The 14,327-nt window shown below is 72.6% G+C and carries 10 protein-coding genes; 6 read left to right on the top strand and 4 right to left on the bottom strand.

Annotation, left to right across the window (positions count from 1 at the left end; genetic code table 11):
- Positions 1-24: 24 nt before the first annotated feature.
- Entirely contained in the window at positions 25-423 is a 399-nt protein-coding gene (gene trxA / locus ACZ5WC_RS19225) for a thioredoxin (RefSeq protein WP_468541908.1), read from the bottom strand.
- A gap of 130 nt (positions 424-553) precedes the next feature.
- Here trxA and ACZ5WC_RS19220 point away from each other — a divergent pair, with 130 nt between their 5' ends.
- Complete coding sequence (locus ACZ5WC_RS19220; protein ID WP_468541907.1) at positions 554-2,002, top strand: dihydrolipoyl dehydrogenase family protein; 1,449 nt, start codon at positions 554-556, stop codon at positions 2,000-2,002.
- A gap of 197 nt (positions 2,003-2,199) precedes the next feature.
- On the opposite strand, the gene ACZ5WC_RS19215 is transcribed toward ACZ5WC_RS19220, so the two are convergent.
- Positions 2,200-3,732, bottom strand: a complete 1,533-nt coding sequence (locus tag ACZ5WC_RS19215) for an alanine/glycine:cation symporter family protein (RefSeq protein WP_468541906.1) — start codon at positions 3,730-3,732, stop codon at positions 2,200-2,202.
- A 1,437-nt stretch (positions 3,733-5,169) separates the two neighbouring features.
- A complete protein-coding gene (gene ddaH / locus ACZ5WC_RS19210; protein WP_468542026.1) occupies positions 5,170-6,069 on the bottom strand; it encodes a dimethylargininase in 900 nt (299 codons plus the stop codon).
- A 162-nt stretch (positions 6,070-6,231) separates the two neighbouring features.
- On the opposite strand from ddaH, the gene ACZ5WC_RS19205 reads away from it, so the two are divergent.
- Both ACZ5WC_RS19205 and ACZ5WC_RS19200 read left to right on the top strand, forming a co-directional pair.
- Positions 6,232-7,800, top strand: coding sequence for an amidohydrolase (locus ACZ5WC_RS19205; protein WP_468541905.1), 1,569 nt, complete (start codon positions 6,232-6,234; stop codon positions 7,798-7,800).
- Positions 7,801-8,066: 266 nt separating this feature from the next.
- Entirely contained in the window at positions 8,067-9,338 is a 1,272-nt protein-coding gene (locus ACZ5WC_RS19200; protein ID WP_468541904.1) for an MraY family glycosyltransferase, read from the top strand.
- Between the two features lie 16 nt (positions 9,339-9,354).
- Here ACZ5WC_RS19200 and ACZ5WC_RS19195 read toward each other — a convergent pair whose 3' ends face one another.
- Complete coding sequence (locus ACZ5WC_RS19195; protein ID WP_468541903.1) at positions 9,355-10,254, bottom strand: glycosyltransferase family 2 protein; 900 nt, start codon at positions 10,252-10,254, stop codon at positions 9,355-9,357.
- Between the two features lie 55 nt (positions 10,255-10,309).
- Here ACZ5WC_RS19195 and ACZ5WC_RS19190 point away from each other — a divergent pair, with 55 nt between their 5' ends.
- The 3 genes from ACZ5WC_RS19190 (at position 10,310) to ACZ5WC_RS19180 (ending at position 14,324) form a co-directional block, all read left to right on the top strand.
- Complete coding sequence (locus tag ACZ5WC_RS19190; RefSeq protein WP_468541902.1) at positions 10,310-12,523, top strand: PI-PLC domain-containing protein; 2,214 nt, start codon at positions 10,310-10,312, stop codon at positions 12,521-12,523.
- 113 nt (positions 12,524-12,636) lie between these two features.
- Entirely contained in the window at positions 12,637-13,617 is a 981-nt protein-coding gene (locus ACZ5WC_RS19185) for a metallophosphoesterase family protein (protein ID WP_468541901.1), read from the top strand.
- Positions 13,614-14,324: a 4'-phosphopantetheinyl transferase family protein gene (locus ACZ5WC_RS19180; protein ID WP_468541900.1), complete on the top strand. Its 711-nt coding sequence runs from the start codon at positions 13,614-13,616 to the stop codon at positions 14,322-14,324. The genes ACZ5WC_RS19185 and ACZ5WC_RS19180 overlap by 4 nt, the downstream gene beginning before the upstream one ends.
- Positions 14,325-14,327: the final 3 nt, after the last annotated feature.

Raw genomic sequence — 14,327 nt, 5'->3', positions numbered from 1 at the left:
CGCTGCCGTGCGCCGGTCGGCCGGCTACTGGGGCTCCGGCTGCCCCTGCCCGTCCTCGGCCGCCCGCTTCTGCTCCTCGACGGACTTGCGGACCTCGTCCATGTCCAGATTCCGGGCCTGCCCGATGACGTCCTCCAGGGCCGCCTCGGGCAGCGCACCCGGCTGCGCGAAGACTGCCACGTTGTCGCGGACGATCATCAGCGTCGGGATGGACCGGATCTCGAAGGCCGCCGCCAGCTCCTGCTGCGCCTCCGTGTCGACCTTGGCGAAGACCAGGTCGGGGTGGCGCTCGGAGGCCGAGTCGTAGACCGGCGCGAACTGTCGGCAGGGGCCGCACCAGGAAGCCCAGAAGTCGATCAGGACGAAGTCGTTGTCACTCACGACCTGATCGAAGTTTTCCTTGGTGAGCTCTACGGTGCTCATGCTGGGGATACCTCTTCCTGTGCCCGCCCGTGGGGTCCTGTCGGGGCCTGTCCGGCACAACGGTGACTGCGCTTGCGCTATTCCGCCTGCCCATGTGGCCGGGGCGCACACCCGCGACGACACTGTTTCCATGACTGACGCAGGGAAGATCCCCGAGCACTCCCCGTACGACGTAGTGGTCATCGGCGCCGGTCCGGTGGGGGAGAACGTGGCCGACCGGGCCCGTGCCGCCGGACTCTCCACGGCGGTGGTGGAGTCCGAGCTCATCGGCGGCGAGTGCTCCTACTGGGCCTGCATGCCGAGCAAGGCGCTGCTGCGCCCCGTCGTGGCCCGCGCCGACGCCCGCCGTGTCCCCGGACTGAGCGCGGCCGTGCAGGGCCCCCTGGACGTGCGGGCGGTCCTCGCCCACCGGGACGACGAGGCGAGCCACTGGAAGGACGACGGCCAGCTCGCCTGGCTGGAGGACATCGGAGCGGACGTCTTCCGCGGTACGGGACGGCTCACCGGCCCCCGCGAGGTCTCCGTCACCACCCCCGACGGCACCGGTCACCGGCTCACCGCCCGGCACGCCGTCGCCGTCTGCACCGGCACCCGGGCCGTCGTCCCCGACCTCCCCGGCATCGCCGACGCCCGCCCGTGGACCAGCCGCGAGGCCACCAGCGCCAAGGAGGCGCCCGGGCGGCTCGTGATCGTCGGCGGGGGAGTCGTGGGCGTGGAGATGGCGACCGTCTGGCAGGCGCTGGGCTCCGAGGTGACGCTGCTGATCCGGGGCAAGGGCCTGCTCCCGAAGATGGAGCCCTTCGCGGGCGAGCTGGTGGCCGAGGCGCTGACGGAGGCCGGTGCCACGATCCGTACCGGCGTCTCCGTCACCGCCGTGCACCGCCCCGAACAGGACGGCCCCGTCACCGTGGAGCTGGACGACGGCGGCCGGGTCGAGGCCGACGAGATCCTCTTCGCCACCGGCCGGGCCCCGCGCACGGACGACCTGGGCCTGGAGACGATCGGCCTGGAACCCGGTTCCTGGCTCACCGTGGACGACAGCTGCCGCGTCGAGGGTACGGACTGGCTGTACGCGGTCGGGGACGTCAACCACCGCGCCCTGCTCACCCACCAGGGCAAGTACCAGGCCCGCATCGCGGGCGCCGCGATCGCCGCCCGAGCCCAGCAGGTCCCCCTCCTCGAAACCGACCGCTGGGGCGCCCATGCGGCCACCGCCGACCACGCCGCCGTTCCCCAGGTCGTCTTCACCGATCCCGAGGCCGCATCCGTGGGCCTCACCCTCGCCGAGGCCGAGCGCACCGGCCACCGCGTCCGCGCCGTCGACCACGACCTCGCCGCCGTGGCGGGCTCCGGCCTCTACGCCGACGGCTACCGGGGCCGCGCCCGGATGATCGTGGACCTGGACCGCGAGATCCTGCTCGGTGTCACCTTCGTCGGCCCTGGCATCGGGGAACTCCTGCACTCGGCGACTGTCGCGGTCGCGGGCGAGGTCCCCGTGGACCGCCTGTGGCACGCGGTTCCGGCGTATCCGACGATCAGTGAGGTGTGGCTGCGGCTGCTGGAGGCGTATCGGGGCTGAGGGCCCGCCGTCGAACTGCCGCCTGCCGGGCCCGGCCTCGTACGACGCGTAGGACGCGTATGAGGGCACCGACATCGCCCGCGCCCGTCTCGCGTACGGTACGGCGGGACCTCAGCGCACCGACGGAGAGGGCCCCGGCGTTCGCGCCGGGGCCCTCTCCGTGTGCGGGCACCGTGACAGGTGCGCCGGAGTCCTTGTCAGACGTTCACCTTCGTCGACTCCTCGGCATCGTCCCCGCCCGTTCCGCCGGTGTTCCGGGTGCGGACGTACTCAAGGAACTTGTCGAGTTCGCGCTTGACGACGGGGGCGAGGAGGTACAGGCCGATGATGTTGATGACGGCGAGGGTGAAGAGAACCGCGTCGGCGAGGTCGATGAGGGTCTGCAGGGTGAGCAGGGACCCGGCGACGGCGAACAGGGTGTAGAGGATCTTGTAGATGGTCTCGCTGGTGCGGCTGCGGCCGAAGAGGTACGTCCAGGACTTGAGGCCGTAGTAGCCCCAGGTGAGGACCGTGGAGATCGCGAAGAGGATCACCGCGACGGTCAGGACGTACGGGAACCAGGGCAGCACGGTGGCGAAGGCGTCCGAGGTGATCGTCACGCCGCCGATGGACGCGTCGTCGCGGGCCTCGCCCCAGCTGGCGGGGTTGGCGATGACGATGGTCAGCGCGGTCATGGTGCAGATGAGGACCGTGTCGATGAACGGCTCCAGCAGGGCGACCAGGCCTTCGCTGGCAGGGTGCTTGGTCTTGACCGCGGAGTGGGCGATCGGCGCGGAGCCGAGACCGGCCTCGTTGGAGAACGCGGCCCGCTTGAACCCGATGATCAGTGCGCCGAGCACACCGCCCGCGACGCCCTCGGGGTTGAACGCGCCCTCGACGATCGTGCTGATCGCGGCGGGCACCGCGGTGACGTTGACGAGGATGACGACGAGGCAGGCGGCGATGTAGATGCCGGCCATGGCGGGGATGAGCCGGCTGGTGACCTGGGCGATGGAGCGGATGCCGCCGAGCAGGACGATGCCGACGAGGGCGGCGATGAGGATGCCGAAGAAGAGCGCCCCGCCGGAGGAGCCCATCGCACCGCTCTCGCCGCCGGTGACGGAGACGAGCTGCGCGTAGGACTGGTTGACCTGGAAGAGGTTGCCGCCGAAGAGCCCGAAGAACAGGATCATGATCGAGGCGAGGACGGCGAGGGCCTTGCCGAGGGTCTTGCCGTTGTTGCCGAAGCGCTCGGCCAGCCCCTTGGGCAGGTAGTACATCGGCCCGCCGGAGACGGTGCCGTCGGCGTGGACCTCGCGGTACTTCACGCCGAGGGTGACCTCGACGAACTTGGTGGCCATACCGAGGAGACCGCAGAGGATCATCCAGAACGTCGCTCCGGCGCCGCCGATGGACACGGCGACGGCCACACCGGCGATGTTGCCGAGGCCGACCGTGCCGGAGACCGCGGCGGTCAGCGCCTGGAAGTGGTTGACCTCGCCCGCCGAGTCCTTGTCGTCGTACTTGCCGCGCACCACGTCGACCGCGAGGCGGAACTTGCGTACCTGGACGAACCCGAACCAGCCGGTGAAGACCAGACCCGCCACCACCAGCCAGGTGACGATGAGCGGCACCTCCGCACCGGCGATGGTCACGGAGTAGAAGACGATCCCGCCCAGCCAGTCGGCTATGGGCTCGAAGAATCCGCTGACGGATTCGTCGATGTTCTGGGTGATGGAGTCGAGTGTCACGTGGGCTACCTCGATGACGCAGGGCCGGCAGAGGGTTCTGTGCCGGTGGGTGTGCGGTGGGGGGATGCACGAACGTCGTTGTCCGGTGGGGGTGCGAGAAGCCGCGTGGGTACGCGGACCGCGGTCGCTCCGGTCGTGGTCCGGCTGGCTACCGGTCGTTCACAGCGGCGGCTGTTCCGCCTGCGGAGTGGGGAATTTTTACCATGCTCCTTACGGAACGTTTAGTGACATGGGTCACATGGCGGACAATCTCCCGCTCCGCCATGGGCTGGGTGACCGGATCGTTATCCGGCGCCCGAAGTCTGTTTATCGGACATCTATCGGACGTCTCTCGTTTGAGTGGCGAGGCCTCACTCAGGGTCACGTTCGGCTCGCCTCGCGACGGCGGCCGGTCCCACAGCGCCCTGTCCGCTCGGGCCGATCGACGAGCCGGGCCCCGGGAGGCAGGGTGCTCGGCCCGCCCGCGCCCCTCGCGGAGGGCGTCCGCGGCCGGCCTGGCAGCCCGCGGTGCGCGGTCCGCCGCCGACTCCGTGGGCCTCGGCGCACGGGCGGCGGTCAGGTGGTGAACGACCAGGGGCGGCAAGGGGGTTTCATCGGCTGTGTCCCCCTCGCCGAAGGTCCGCAGCGCCTTCAGCTCCGCCGGAATCGGTTGTCGGCCCGCGGCGGCAGCTGTTTCCGGCAGGGGTGGGCAACCGTCGCGGTCCGTGGTGCGGTCGCCCGGCGACACGGCTGCACGGGCCATCAGATGGTCGGCCCGTCGTGTCCCGCGAGCGGGGCGGGTCCTGCGGCCGGGCGGCGACGCGTGCTGGGGCCGCTCCTTCTCAAGGGCATGGTGAAACCTCTGAAGTCCTCACGGAGCAGGAGAAGGCAGTTGCCCTCTCCTACGCCGACCAGGCTTCCCGGCACACCAGCGCCCCGAGGCGCGTGCGCACATCGTAGGGGCGACTCTCCGGTAACACACGGGGCCGGACGCGAGCGCGTCAGATGCGCAGGACTGCGGCGATGCCGGGCTCGCGGCCCGCTGGTGCTCAGCTCCGAGAAGGCGGGTGACCGGCATGCGCACGTTGGCCCGTCGGGCCCGGTCCGGAGCCAGTACGGGGCCGGGGAGGCGGAGGCGGGCCGCCCGGCGAGGTCCTCAGGAGTGTCCCCGGCGCACGGCCGTTCAGTCGATCGAGCCGCTCGGCCCGGGTTCCGGACGGGGTCGGGCACCCGGGGACCGGGTCGAGGGCCGGGCCGGTGCGCGTCGTCTCGATCCGCGGCGGGGAACGTCGGGGGAGACGGCGCTGGGCTTCGACGGGCTCCTTGATGCTCCAGGGCATCCGCCGGTCCTCCTCGCGACGGTCGCGGGCCTCTGCCCGGAGCGGGTGAGAGGTCCGGCCGACCGTCACAGGCAAGGGCCGTGATGCGGGCCAGTGCACCCGGATCAGTGCACCCGGATCAGTGGTCCCGGCGGAGCTCCAGCGTGCAGCACTTCACGCTGCCGCCCGCCTTGAGGAGCTCCGAGAGATCCACGCCGACCGGGTTGAAGCCCCGGTCGCGGAGCTGGTCGGCCAGACCGGTGGCGTTCTGCGGGAGCACCACGTTGTGTCCGTCCGACGTCGCGTTCAGCCCGAACACCGCGGCGTCGGCGGCCGAGGCGAGGACCGCGTCCGGGAACAGGCGCTCCAGTACGGCCCGGCTGCCGGGGGAGAAGGCGCCCGGGTAGTAGGCGACCGTGTTCTCGTCGAGCGCGGTCAGGGCGGTGTCCAGGTGGTAGTAGTCGGGGTCGACGAGTTGCAGTCCGATCACCGGACGTCCGAAGAACTCCTGCGCCTCGTCGTGGGAGCGCGGGTCGCTGCGGAAGCCGGTGCCCGCCAACAGCCAGTCCCCGACGGGGAGATAGTCGCCCTCCCCCTCGTTGATGAAGGCGGCCGTGCGCAGCTCCGGAAAGCCGTTGTCGCGCAGCCAGTCGTGGTAGGCCGGGCCTTCCGCCATACGTTCGGCGTCACGGAACCGGGCCACGAGGGCCCGGCCCGCGAGGACGGTCGCGCCGTTGGCGGCGAAGACCATGTCGGGGAGGCCGGGGACGGGGTCGATCGTGTCGACGGTGTGCCCGAGGTTCAGGTAGACCTCGCGCAGCCGCTCCCACTGGGCGATGGCCAGCGGGGTGTCGACGGGCTTCGTCGGGTCCATCCAGGGGTTGATGGAGTAGACCACGTCGAAGTAGGTGGGCCGGCACATGAGGTAGTGCCGGGCACGCGCGGTACGCATGGGTGGGTCCCGATCGTCAGGGGCGGTCGGTGAGGCAGCCGCCCATCGAGGTGAAGTGCTCGGTCCAGGAGGGCTTGGGTGATCAATCGGCGCCTAAGTAAAGCAAGGCTTACCTAACAACACAACGGCACTTAATGGCCACGGCTGTTGACACCGAGGTGCGGGCCGCTGTCCACTCCATCCCGTCGGCAGATGGGGGAGTCGGGGGTGCGGATCGCCGCCCCCTGGCCCGCGAGGGACGGACCGGTCATGCTCTGCACGAGGCTGACGAACGCTCACATCCTCACGATGGACCCGCGCCACCCGGTCGCCCACGACCTCGGCATCTGGCGGGGGCGGATCGTCGGCGTGGACGAGGCGGTGACCTCCCTGCCCGCCCGCGAGGTCCTCGACCTCGGCGGCGCCACCGTACTGCCCGGCTTCATCGACAGCCATGTCCACCTGGCCTGGGCCGGGTTGAAGGCCGGGACGCCGAGCGTCGCACCGTGCGAGCGGGTCGAGGACATCCTCGCCGTGGTGGACGCGGCCGCCCGGCGACCAGCCCCGTCCGGCGCCTGGGTGGAGCTCGCCGGGTACGACCAGCGGGCGCTGGGCCGCCACCTCACCGCCGCCGAGCTGGACCGGGTCAGCCACGGTCGCAAGGTCTTCCTGATGCACGACTCCGGGCACGCCTGCGTGGTCAACACCGCCGTGCTGGAGCTGCTGCCGGCCGAGATCCCGCACGAGCGGGGTTTCCTCGCCGAGAGCGCCATGACCGCCGCCCGCGGGCTGCGGCTGCCCTACTCGCAGGAGGAGCTGGCCGACGCGATCGAACTGGCCGCCCGCGGCTGTCTCGACGAGGGCGTCACGGCCTGCGCCGAGGCGGGCATCGGCGGTGGCCTCCTCGGCCACAGCCCCGTCGAACTCGGCGCCTACCAACTGCTGCGGGACCGGGGCCGCCTGCCCCTGCGGGTCCAGCTCATGGCCTCCGGCGACACCCTGCGGCCGCGCGCCGCGCACGCCGACGACGGCTTCACCCGGGCCCTGGACCTCGGCCTGCGCACCGGGTTCGGCGACGACTGGCTGTCGCTGGGCGCGCTCAAGATCTACACCGACGGCGGGATGATGGCGCGTACGGCCGCGCTGACCTCCCCGTACGAGGGTACGACCGGCAACACCGGCCGGTTCCAGGACGACCCCGAGCGCCTGACCGCCCTCATCGTCGACGGGCACCTCGCCGGATGGCAGCTCGCCGTCCACGCCATCGGTGACCGCGCCGCCGACCTCGCCCTGGGCGCCCTGGAACGGGCCCAGAAACGGCGGCCCCGGCCGGACGCCCGCCACCGTATCGAGCACGCGGGGCTGATCCGGCCCGACCAGCTGCCCCGCTTCGCGGCCCTCGGTGTGAGCGCCGTGATCCAGCCCAACTTCCTGCGCTCCTTCGGTGACGACTACGCGGCGGTGATGGGGGAGGAGCGGTCCGGCTGGATGTACCGGGGCCGGGGCTTCCTGGATCACGGGGTCGCCCTGGTCGGCAGCTCCGACCGGCCCGTCACGGACGGCTCACCGCTGCGGGCGATCCAGTTCATGGTCGAACGCACCTCCGCCTCGGGCCGCCCGATCGGTCCCGACGAGGCCGTCACCGTCGACGAGGCGCTGCGCGCCTACACGGTCGCCGGAGCCCGTGCCTGCCACTGGGAGCACACGGCGGGCGCTCTGACCCCCGGCAGCCGCGCCGACCTGGTGGTCCTGGGTGACGACCCGCACCGGGTGGACCCGTCGCGGATCGGGGCCATCGAGATCCTGAGGACTTTCGTGGCCGGAGTGCAGGCCTCCTGAGTCTGCCCCCCGACCGGCCCGTGGCGCGACTACCGGGCCGCTTCAACTCCTCCCGCGAGAGGACCACTTGGGTCTGACGGCGCACTGCCCCCTGCCTGCGGTCGCCGGTGCGGCAGAAGGCGGGGTGGCGCGGTGGCGGGGTGGCGCCAGAACAATGCGTGCCCCTTTTCGTGTTATTTGGGATGTATGGGGACATTGGCCCGTAGGTTGGGGAGAAACGCCACCCGAGTGGCGTCCCGTGTCCCCGACGAGGAAAGGCAGGGCAGGTGAACGTGCTGGGGATCATCGCCTCCGGTGTGGCCGCGCTGTTCATCACGGTCGTACTCGCCAAGGGCGCCCGCCGCGCGGCGCTCCGGCCCCCCGTCCCGTACGAACCCGGCGGGCGGACCCCACGGACCCGGCGCCGGGCCGCGGGCGGCGCGACGGTCGTCCTCGGTGTCGGTACGGCGGCCGGCGGGGCCCTGTGGCTCGGCGCGGTGGACGGCTCCGCGGACCCGGTGGCGGGGATGCTCGCCGGGGCCGCGATCGTGGCCGCACTCGGGCTGGTCCACGACCTGAAGCCGCTGTGGGCCGCCCTCCGCCTCGCCGTTCAGTGGGCGGCCGCGGTCCTCGTCGTCTGCCTCGCGGATCTGTCACCGGCGGCGGGCGTCCTGGCCGTGCTCTGGATCGTCCTCGTCACCAACGCCTTCGCCCTGCTGGACCACTCCGACGGGGCCCTGCCCGCTGTCGGCATCGTCACCGCCTCCGGGCTGCTCGCCTGCGCGGCTCTCGACGGCGGTACCGGACCGGCCCTCCTCCCGGCCGCCCTGGCCGCGGGCCTCATCGGCTTCCTGCCCCACAACTGGCGCCCCGCTCGCCTCCACCTCGGCGGGTGCGGCGCGCAGTTCACCGGATTCGTCCTGGCGTCCTCCGGTGCGCTGATCCAGGCGGCCGCCCCGTCCGGGCGCGCCGTGTGGGCCGCGCTGCCGGTGCTGGCGACGGTCGCCCTCGCCGACGCCGCCCTCGTCGTGATCTCCCGCCGCCGCGCCGGGCGTTCCCCGCTGCGGGACGCGGACGACCACATCGCGCACCGACTGCGCCGGGTCCGCGTCACCGTGCCGGGGACGGCGATCCTCCTGGCCCTCTGGGCGGGCGTGTCGGTGGCGGCCGGAACGCTGGTGTACGCGCGGGTGCTGCACCCCGCCCTCCTCCTCGTACCGTCGGCCGGGACCGTGGCCGCCGTGCTCGCCCTGCTGAGGATCCCGGCGTACTCCGCTCCGCCCCGCCCCGCCGCCCGGCGCACCCCGACGGGACGCACCAAGGGCGCCACGCCCACGGCCCCCGCCCCGAGCGGCACCCGGCTCGCGCCTGCCGCCCCGTCCGGGCCCGGGGCCCCCGCCCTCGCGAGGCTCACACCGGTCGCCCCCGCTCCCGCCCCCAGCCCCGTGAAACCCGAGCCGATCACCTCCGCCCCCGTCCGCACCGCCGCGGGTCACCCCACCGTGCCGCCGCCCCCCGCCGGCCGTTCCGCCGCTCCCCTCGCCGCCGAGCGGAGCTGAGCTCGTACGGTCCGTCTCACCCCCGCCACCGTCCGAGGGTGGCTCGGGCCGCGGTCCGTGCGTACGGGGAGAGCATCAGCAGTGGCGCCCACGGCCAGGTGTGGCGCAGGCAGTAGAGGCACCACTGACGGGGCGGCAGTTCCCGTACGGACGTCACCCGGCGCAGCGCCTCCCGGACGCCGATGCCCGGTTCCCGCGAACCGGGGGTGTCCGGGCCGTCCGCGCACGCGCCGGCGTGGCCGGGGGCGACGAACGCGGGCACCCCGGCCCGCCGGGCGCGGCACCCGTGGTCGTAGTCGCCCATCCGGTGGCGGAAGACCTTGTCGGGGTCCCCGACCAGGTCGTACACGGCACGGGACAGCAGCACCACCCGGCCGTCGTAGGTGTCGCAGCGCTCGGGCCGGTACTCGCCGGGCTCGACGAGCGCCAGGGACCTGCCCCGCCGCCCGGAGTACACGGTGTCCCCGTACGCGTTGCGGACCGCGCCCACGACGACCGCGTCGGGTCCGACCGCCTCCGCCGTCCCCAGCAGGGTCGCGAGCGCGTCCGGGTGCAGTTCGACGCCGTCGTCGAGCCACAGCTGATGCGTCCACGTGTGGCTCGGTCCGCCCGGCGCGCCGAGCGGGCCCCCGCCTCCGCCCCCGCTCCGGCTGTTGCGGCTCGCGATGCGCAGCGCCTGGCTGCGGAGGACGCCCGGGCCCACCGTCATGACCTCCACGGCCGGATACCGCAGCCGTACCGCCTCCGGCGTACCGTCGGTGCTGCCGATGTCGACCAGATGCACGCCGAGCGTCGTCCCGGCGGGGAGCCCGCGCTGCTCCTCCAGGGCGCGCAGCGCGGACAGCGTCCTCGCACGGTGGTCGTGACTCGTCATCAGCACGGCCAGGTGAACGGAGCGCGCAGGGGACTCCTCCATGGAACGGATCTCATCACCCACGCATGGAATGGGATATTCCGCCTAGGCTGATGGGGTGAGCGCCGAACCGAACACGAACCCGCTCCGGTCCGGGCAGGGGCCCGCCCAGCTCCGGCCCGGCCCTCTCGTTCCGGTGGTCGCCTTCCTGCTCGCCGCGCTGTGCGTGACGACCGTCGCCCTGACCGCCACCGTTCGCGGCACCGCCGCCTCGCCCGGCTTCTACCAGGCCGTACTTGACGAGGAGTCGGCGTACGGCCGGCTCTACAGCGAAGTGCTCGTCGACCCCGAACTCTCGCCCGTCACCCGTGATCTGCTGGCCCGCCTGCCCGTGCCCGAGGCGCTGGTGACGTCCAACATCAAGGTCGTACTGCCGCCCGACACCGTGCGGGCGCTCACCGACCAGCAGATCCACGCGGTCACCGGCTATCTGCGCGGCGAGGACGACGAACTGCGGCTGCGGGTGGACATCACCCCGGTGCTGGAGAACCTCGCCGACCTCGCCCGTATCTACTTCGGCGACCTGGTGGCCAACCTCCAGGGACGCGACCAGCCGGACTTCGACCGCTTCACCGCCGACCTCAACTCCGCGCTCGACGAGCTGAAGGAGGGCCGGGCGCCCGCGCTGCCCGCCCTGGCGCTCACCGACGAGCAGGCCGACCGGGCCGCCGACGCCCTGCTGGCGGCCGCCCCAGGGCAGGAGCGGGCCGCCTTGCGCCCCGAGGTCGAGGTGGCCCTGGCGGAAGGGGACGTGTCCACCGCCCTGGCGGCCACCGTCGCGGCCGTCCTCTCCGACAGCTCACGGAATGCCGCGGCCGGCCTCCGCAGCACGCTCCAGGGCGGTGCGTGGGACCTCACCGGCACCCTGACCGCCGCCGGGAACGACCTCACGGCCCTGGAGCGGGCACGCGACGGCATCCGGTTCCTGCCCCTGGTCCAGATCCTCGCCGTCATCCTGGCCCTCGCCGCTCTCACGACGCTCTGGTTCACCGGTCCCGCAGCCCCGGCCCGACGGCTGATGCGGCTGGGCCAGGCGCTCGCCTGTGGAGGCGCCCTGACCGCCGCGACCGTCGTCCTGGCCCGCCTGATCACCGGAGGACGGTTCCTCACCACGCCGTCCTCCTGGGCCCCGAGCGTCACCGCCCTCGTCGACGACCTCCAGCGCACCGCCGTGGACCAGGTGATGGTCACCGGTCTCGGTGCCGCCCTCGTGGCCCTCGTCGGCGGCGCGCTCCTCACCGGCGCGGGCTGGGCGCTCCTGGTACGCCCGGGCCGGCCGCTGCCCCCGACCCAGACCGTGGTGCGCGGTACGGCGGCGGGCGTGGCCTGCGCCGCACTGGCCGGAGTCCTGATCGTGCCGCCCGTGTTCGGCCCGTCCGCGCCCCGCCACTGCCAGGGCAGCAGCCGCCTGTGCGAGCTGCGCTACGACGAGGTCGCCCACCTCACCTCCCACAACGCCATGTCCACCACGGCCGACCGGTTCATCGGCCCCCTCCAGGACCCCGACATCACCACCCAGCTCAACACCGGTGTCCGGGCCCTCCAACTGGACACCTACCGCTGGGAGAGCCCGCAGGACATCGCGGCACGGCTCGACGACCCCGAGTTCACCCCCGAACAGCGGCGGCTGATCGCCGGCGCCGTCGACCGGGCCAACCCGCCGCGCGAGGGCCTCTGGCTCTGCCACAGCGTCTGCCGCGCCGGAGCCATCGAACTGGTCCCGGCCCTGACCGGCATCGGCGACTGGCTCCGCGCGCACCCCACCGAGATCGTGACGCTGATCATCCAGGACGACATCAGCGCCGAGGACACCGAGAAGGCGTTCCGCGCGGCAGGTCTCGACGACCTCCTGCACACCCCCGCGGAGAACCCGGACGAACCGTGGCCCACGCTGGCGGAGATGATCGACAGCGGTCGACGGCTGGTCGTCTTCGCCGAGAAGGCCGACGGACCGGCACCCTGGTACCGCAACTTCTACCGGTACGGAATGGAGACCCCGTTCGCCTTCCGCAGCCCCTCCGACATGACGTGCGAGCCGAACCGCGGCGGCACCGGCAAACGGCTCTTCCTGCTCAACCACTTCATCACCGACGGGGGCGGCAGCCGCCTGGACGCCGGGCAGGTCAACCACCGCGAATGGGTCCTGGAACGGGCTCGCGCCTGCGAGGCGGAACGCGGCAGCCCGGTGACCTTCATCGCGGTCGACTACACGACGATCGGCGACGCGCTCGGAGCGGTGAACGAACTCAACTCCCGCCGCGCGCAGAAGTGACGGGCCGCAACCCCGGGGGAAGTGTCGGACCGGCGTGAGAGGCTACATTCCCAGCGGCGCCGTACCGTGCGGACGGGGCCGGACGACTGCCGACAGATCGGGAACCAGCGCCCATGACTGCTCCGAGCGACCCCGCACCGCACGGTGCTCCCGCCGCCGTTCCGCCCCCCGGTGAGGGGCCCCGACCGCCGGGCGCGGGCCGCCTGCTGGCCGTGAGCGATCTGCACGCGGCGGTCACCGACAACCGGCCCATCGTGGAGTCCCTGCACCCCACCTCCGACGCCGACTGGCTGATCGTCGCGGGCGATGTGGCCGAGCGCCCCGAGGACATCCGGTGGGCGCTCGAACTCCTTGCGGAACGCTTCGCCCACGTCATCTGGACCCCCGGCAACCACGAGCTGTGGACGCTCGACAAGGACCCGGTCCAACTGCGCGGCGAGGCCCGCTACACCTACCTCGTCGAGCTGTGCCGGAGCCTCGGAGTGACCACCCCCGAGGACCCCTTCCCGCTCTGGCCCGGCCCTGAAGGACCGGTGGCGGTGGCACCGCTCTTCCTCCTGTACGACTACACCTTCCGCGCCCCGGGCACGCACACGAAGGAGGAGTCGCTGGCCGTCGCCCACGAGGCCGGGATCGTCTGCAACGACGAATACCTCCTCCACCCGGACCCCTACCCGGCCCGCGACGACTGGTGCCGCGACCGGGTGGCCCTGACCGAGCGCCGACTCGCGCAGCACGACCCCGAGATACCCCTCGTCCTCGCCGGACACTGGCCGCTCGTCAGGGAACCCACGTCGGTGATGTGGTATCCGGAGTTCGCCCAGTGGTGCGGCACCGAACTTACCGCCGACTGGCACCGCCGCTTCAACGTCACGGCCGTCGTCTACGGCCACCTCCACATCCCCCGTACGACCTGGTACGACGGGGTGCGCTTCGAAGAGGTCTCCATCGGCTACCCCCGGGAGTGGCGCGACCGCGGCCACCCGCGCGGACTGTTGCGCCAGATCCTCCCGTACGAGGGAGAGCCCGCCCCCACCGTCACGACCGGCGCCGAACCGTCCGCCCGGCGCCACACCCCCGGAGGCTCCTCGTGATCGAGCGGCTGTTGCCCGCCGACGTCTCCTGCGCCGCCACCCGCGCGGAGACCGTCCCGGACGGAACCCTCTTCTCCGAGGAGGAGGCGCTGGTCGCCAAGAGCGTCGCCAAGCGAAGGAACGACTTCGCGACGGCGCGCGCCTGCGCCCGCCGCGCCATGGCCGGGCTCGGCCTGCCCCCGGCCCCCGTGCTCCACGGCCACCGGGGGAGGCCGCTGTGGCCCGAGGGCATCGTCGGCAGCCTCACCCACTGCGGCGGCTACCGAGCGGCCGCGCTGGCGCGGGCCGCGGACGTGTTGTCACTGGGCATCGACGCGGAGCCGCACGCCCCGCTCCCCATCGACGTACGGGAGTTGGTCGCCCTGCCCGCCGAACGCGAGCGGATCGGCCCTCCCGCGCCGGAAGGCACGGACGCCATCCACTGGGACCGCGTTCTGTTCAGTGCCAAGGAGAGCGTCTTCAAGGTCTGGTACCCGGTCACCCGACTCGAACTTGACTTCAGAGAAGCCGATCTGACGTTCCGCCAGGCAGAAGGCGGGGTGGACGGCAGCACGAAGGACGGAGTGGCCGAGGGCTCCTTCGCCGCCCGGTTGCTGCGGACCGACCCGGCGCTGCCGACGGTGCTGGAGGGGCGCTGGCGCATCGAGGAGGGAATCGCCGTCACGGCGGTGCTGGTGCGGCCCGACTGGGCCGAGAACGAAGGCTGATGA

This window comes from Streptomyces sp. NPDC033165, from assembly GCF_055577965.1.
Note: the sequence above shows the minus strand (reverse complement) of the source record. Positions and strands in the feature narration are given on the sequence as shown.

Bases quoted from the DNA above. Each gene is read 5' to 3' on its own strand.
- ACZ5WC_RS19205 (WP_468541905.1), top strand. From the start codon at position 6,232: ATGCTCTGCACGAGGCTGACGAACGCTCACATCCTCACGATGGACCCG.
- trxA (WP_468541908.1), bottom strand. From the start codon at position 423: ATGAGCACCGTAGAGCTCACCAAGGAAAACTTCGATCAGGTCGTGAGT.
- ACZ5WC_RS19185 (WP_468541901.1), top strand. From the start codon at position 12,637: ATGACTGCTCCGAGCGACCCCGCACCGCACGGTGCTCCCGCCGCCGTT.
- ACZ5WC_RS19220 (WP_468541907.1), top strand. From the start codon at position 554: ATGACTGACGCAGGGAAGATCCCCGAGCACTCCCCGTACGACGTAGTG.
- ACZ5WC_RS19195 (WP_468541903.1), bottom strand. From the start codon at position 10,254: ATGGAGGAGTCCCCTGCGCGCTCCGTTCACCTGGCCGTGCTGATGACG.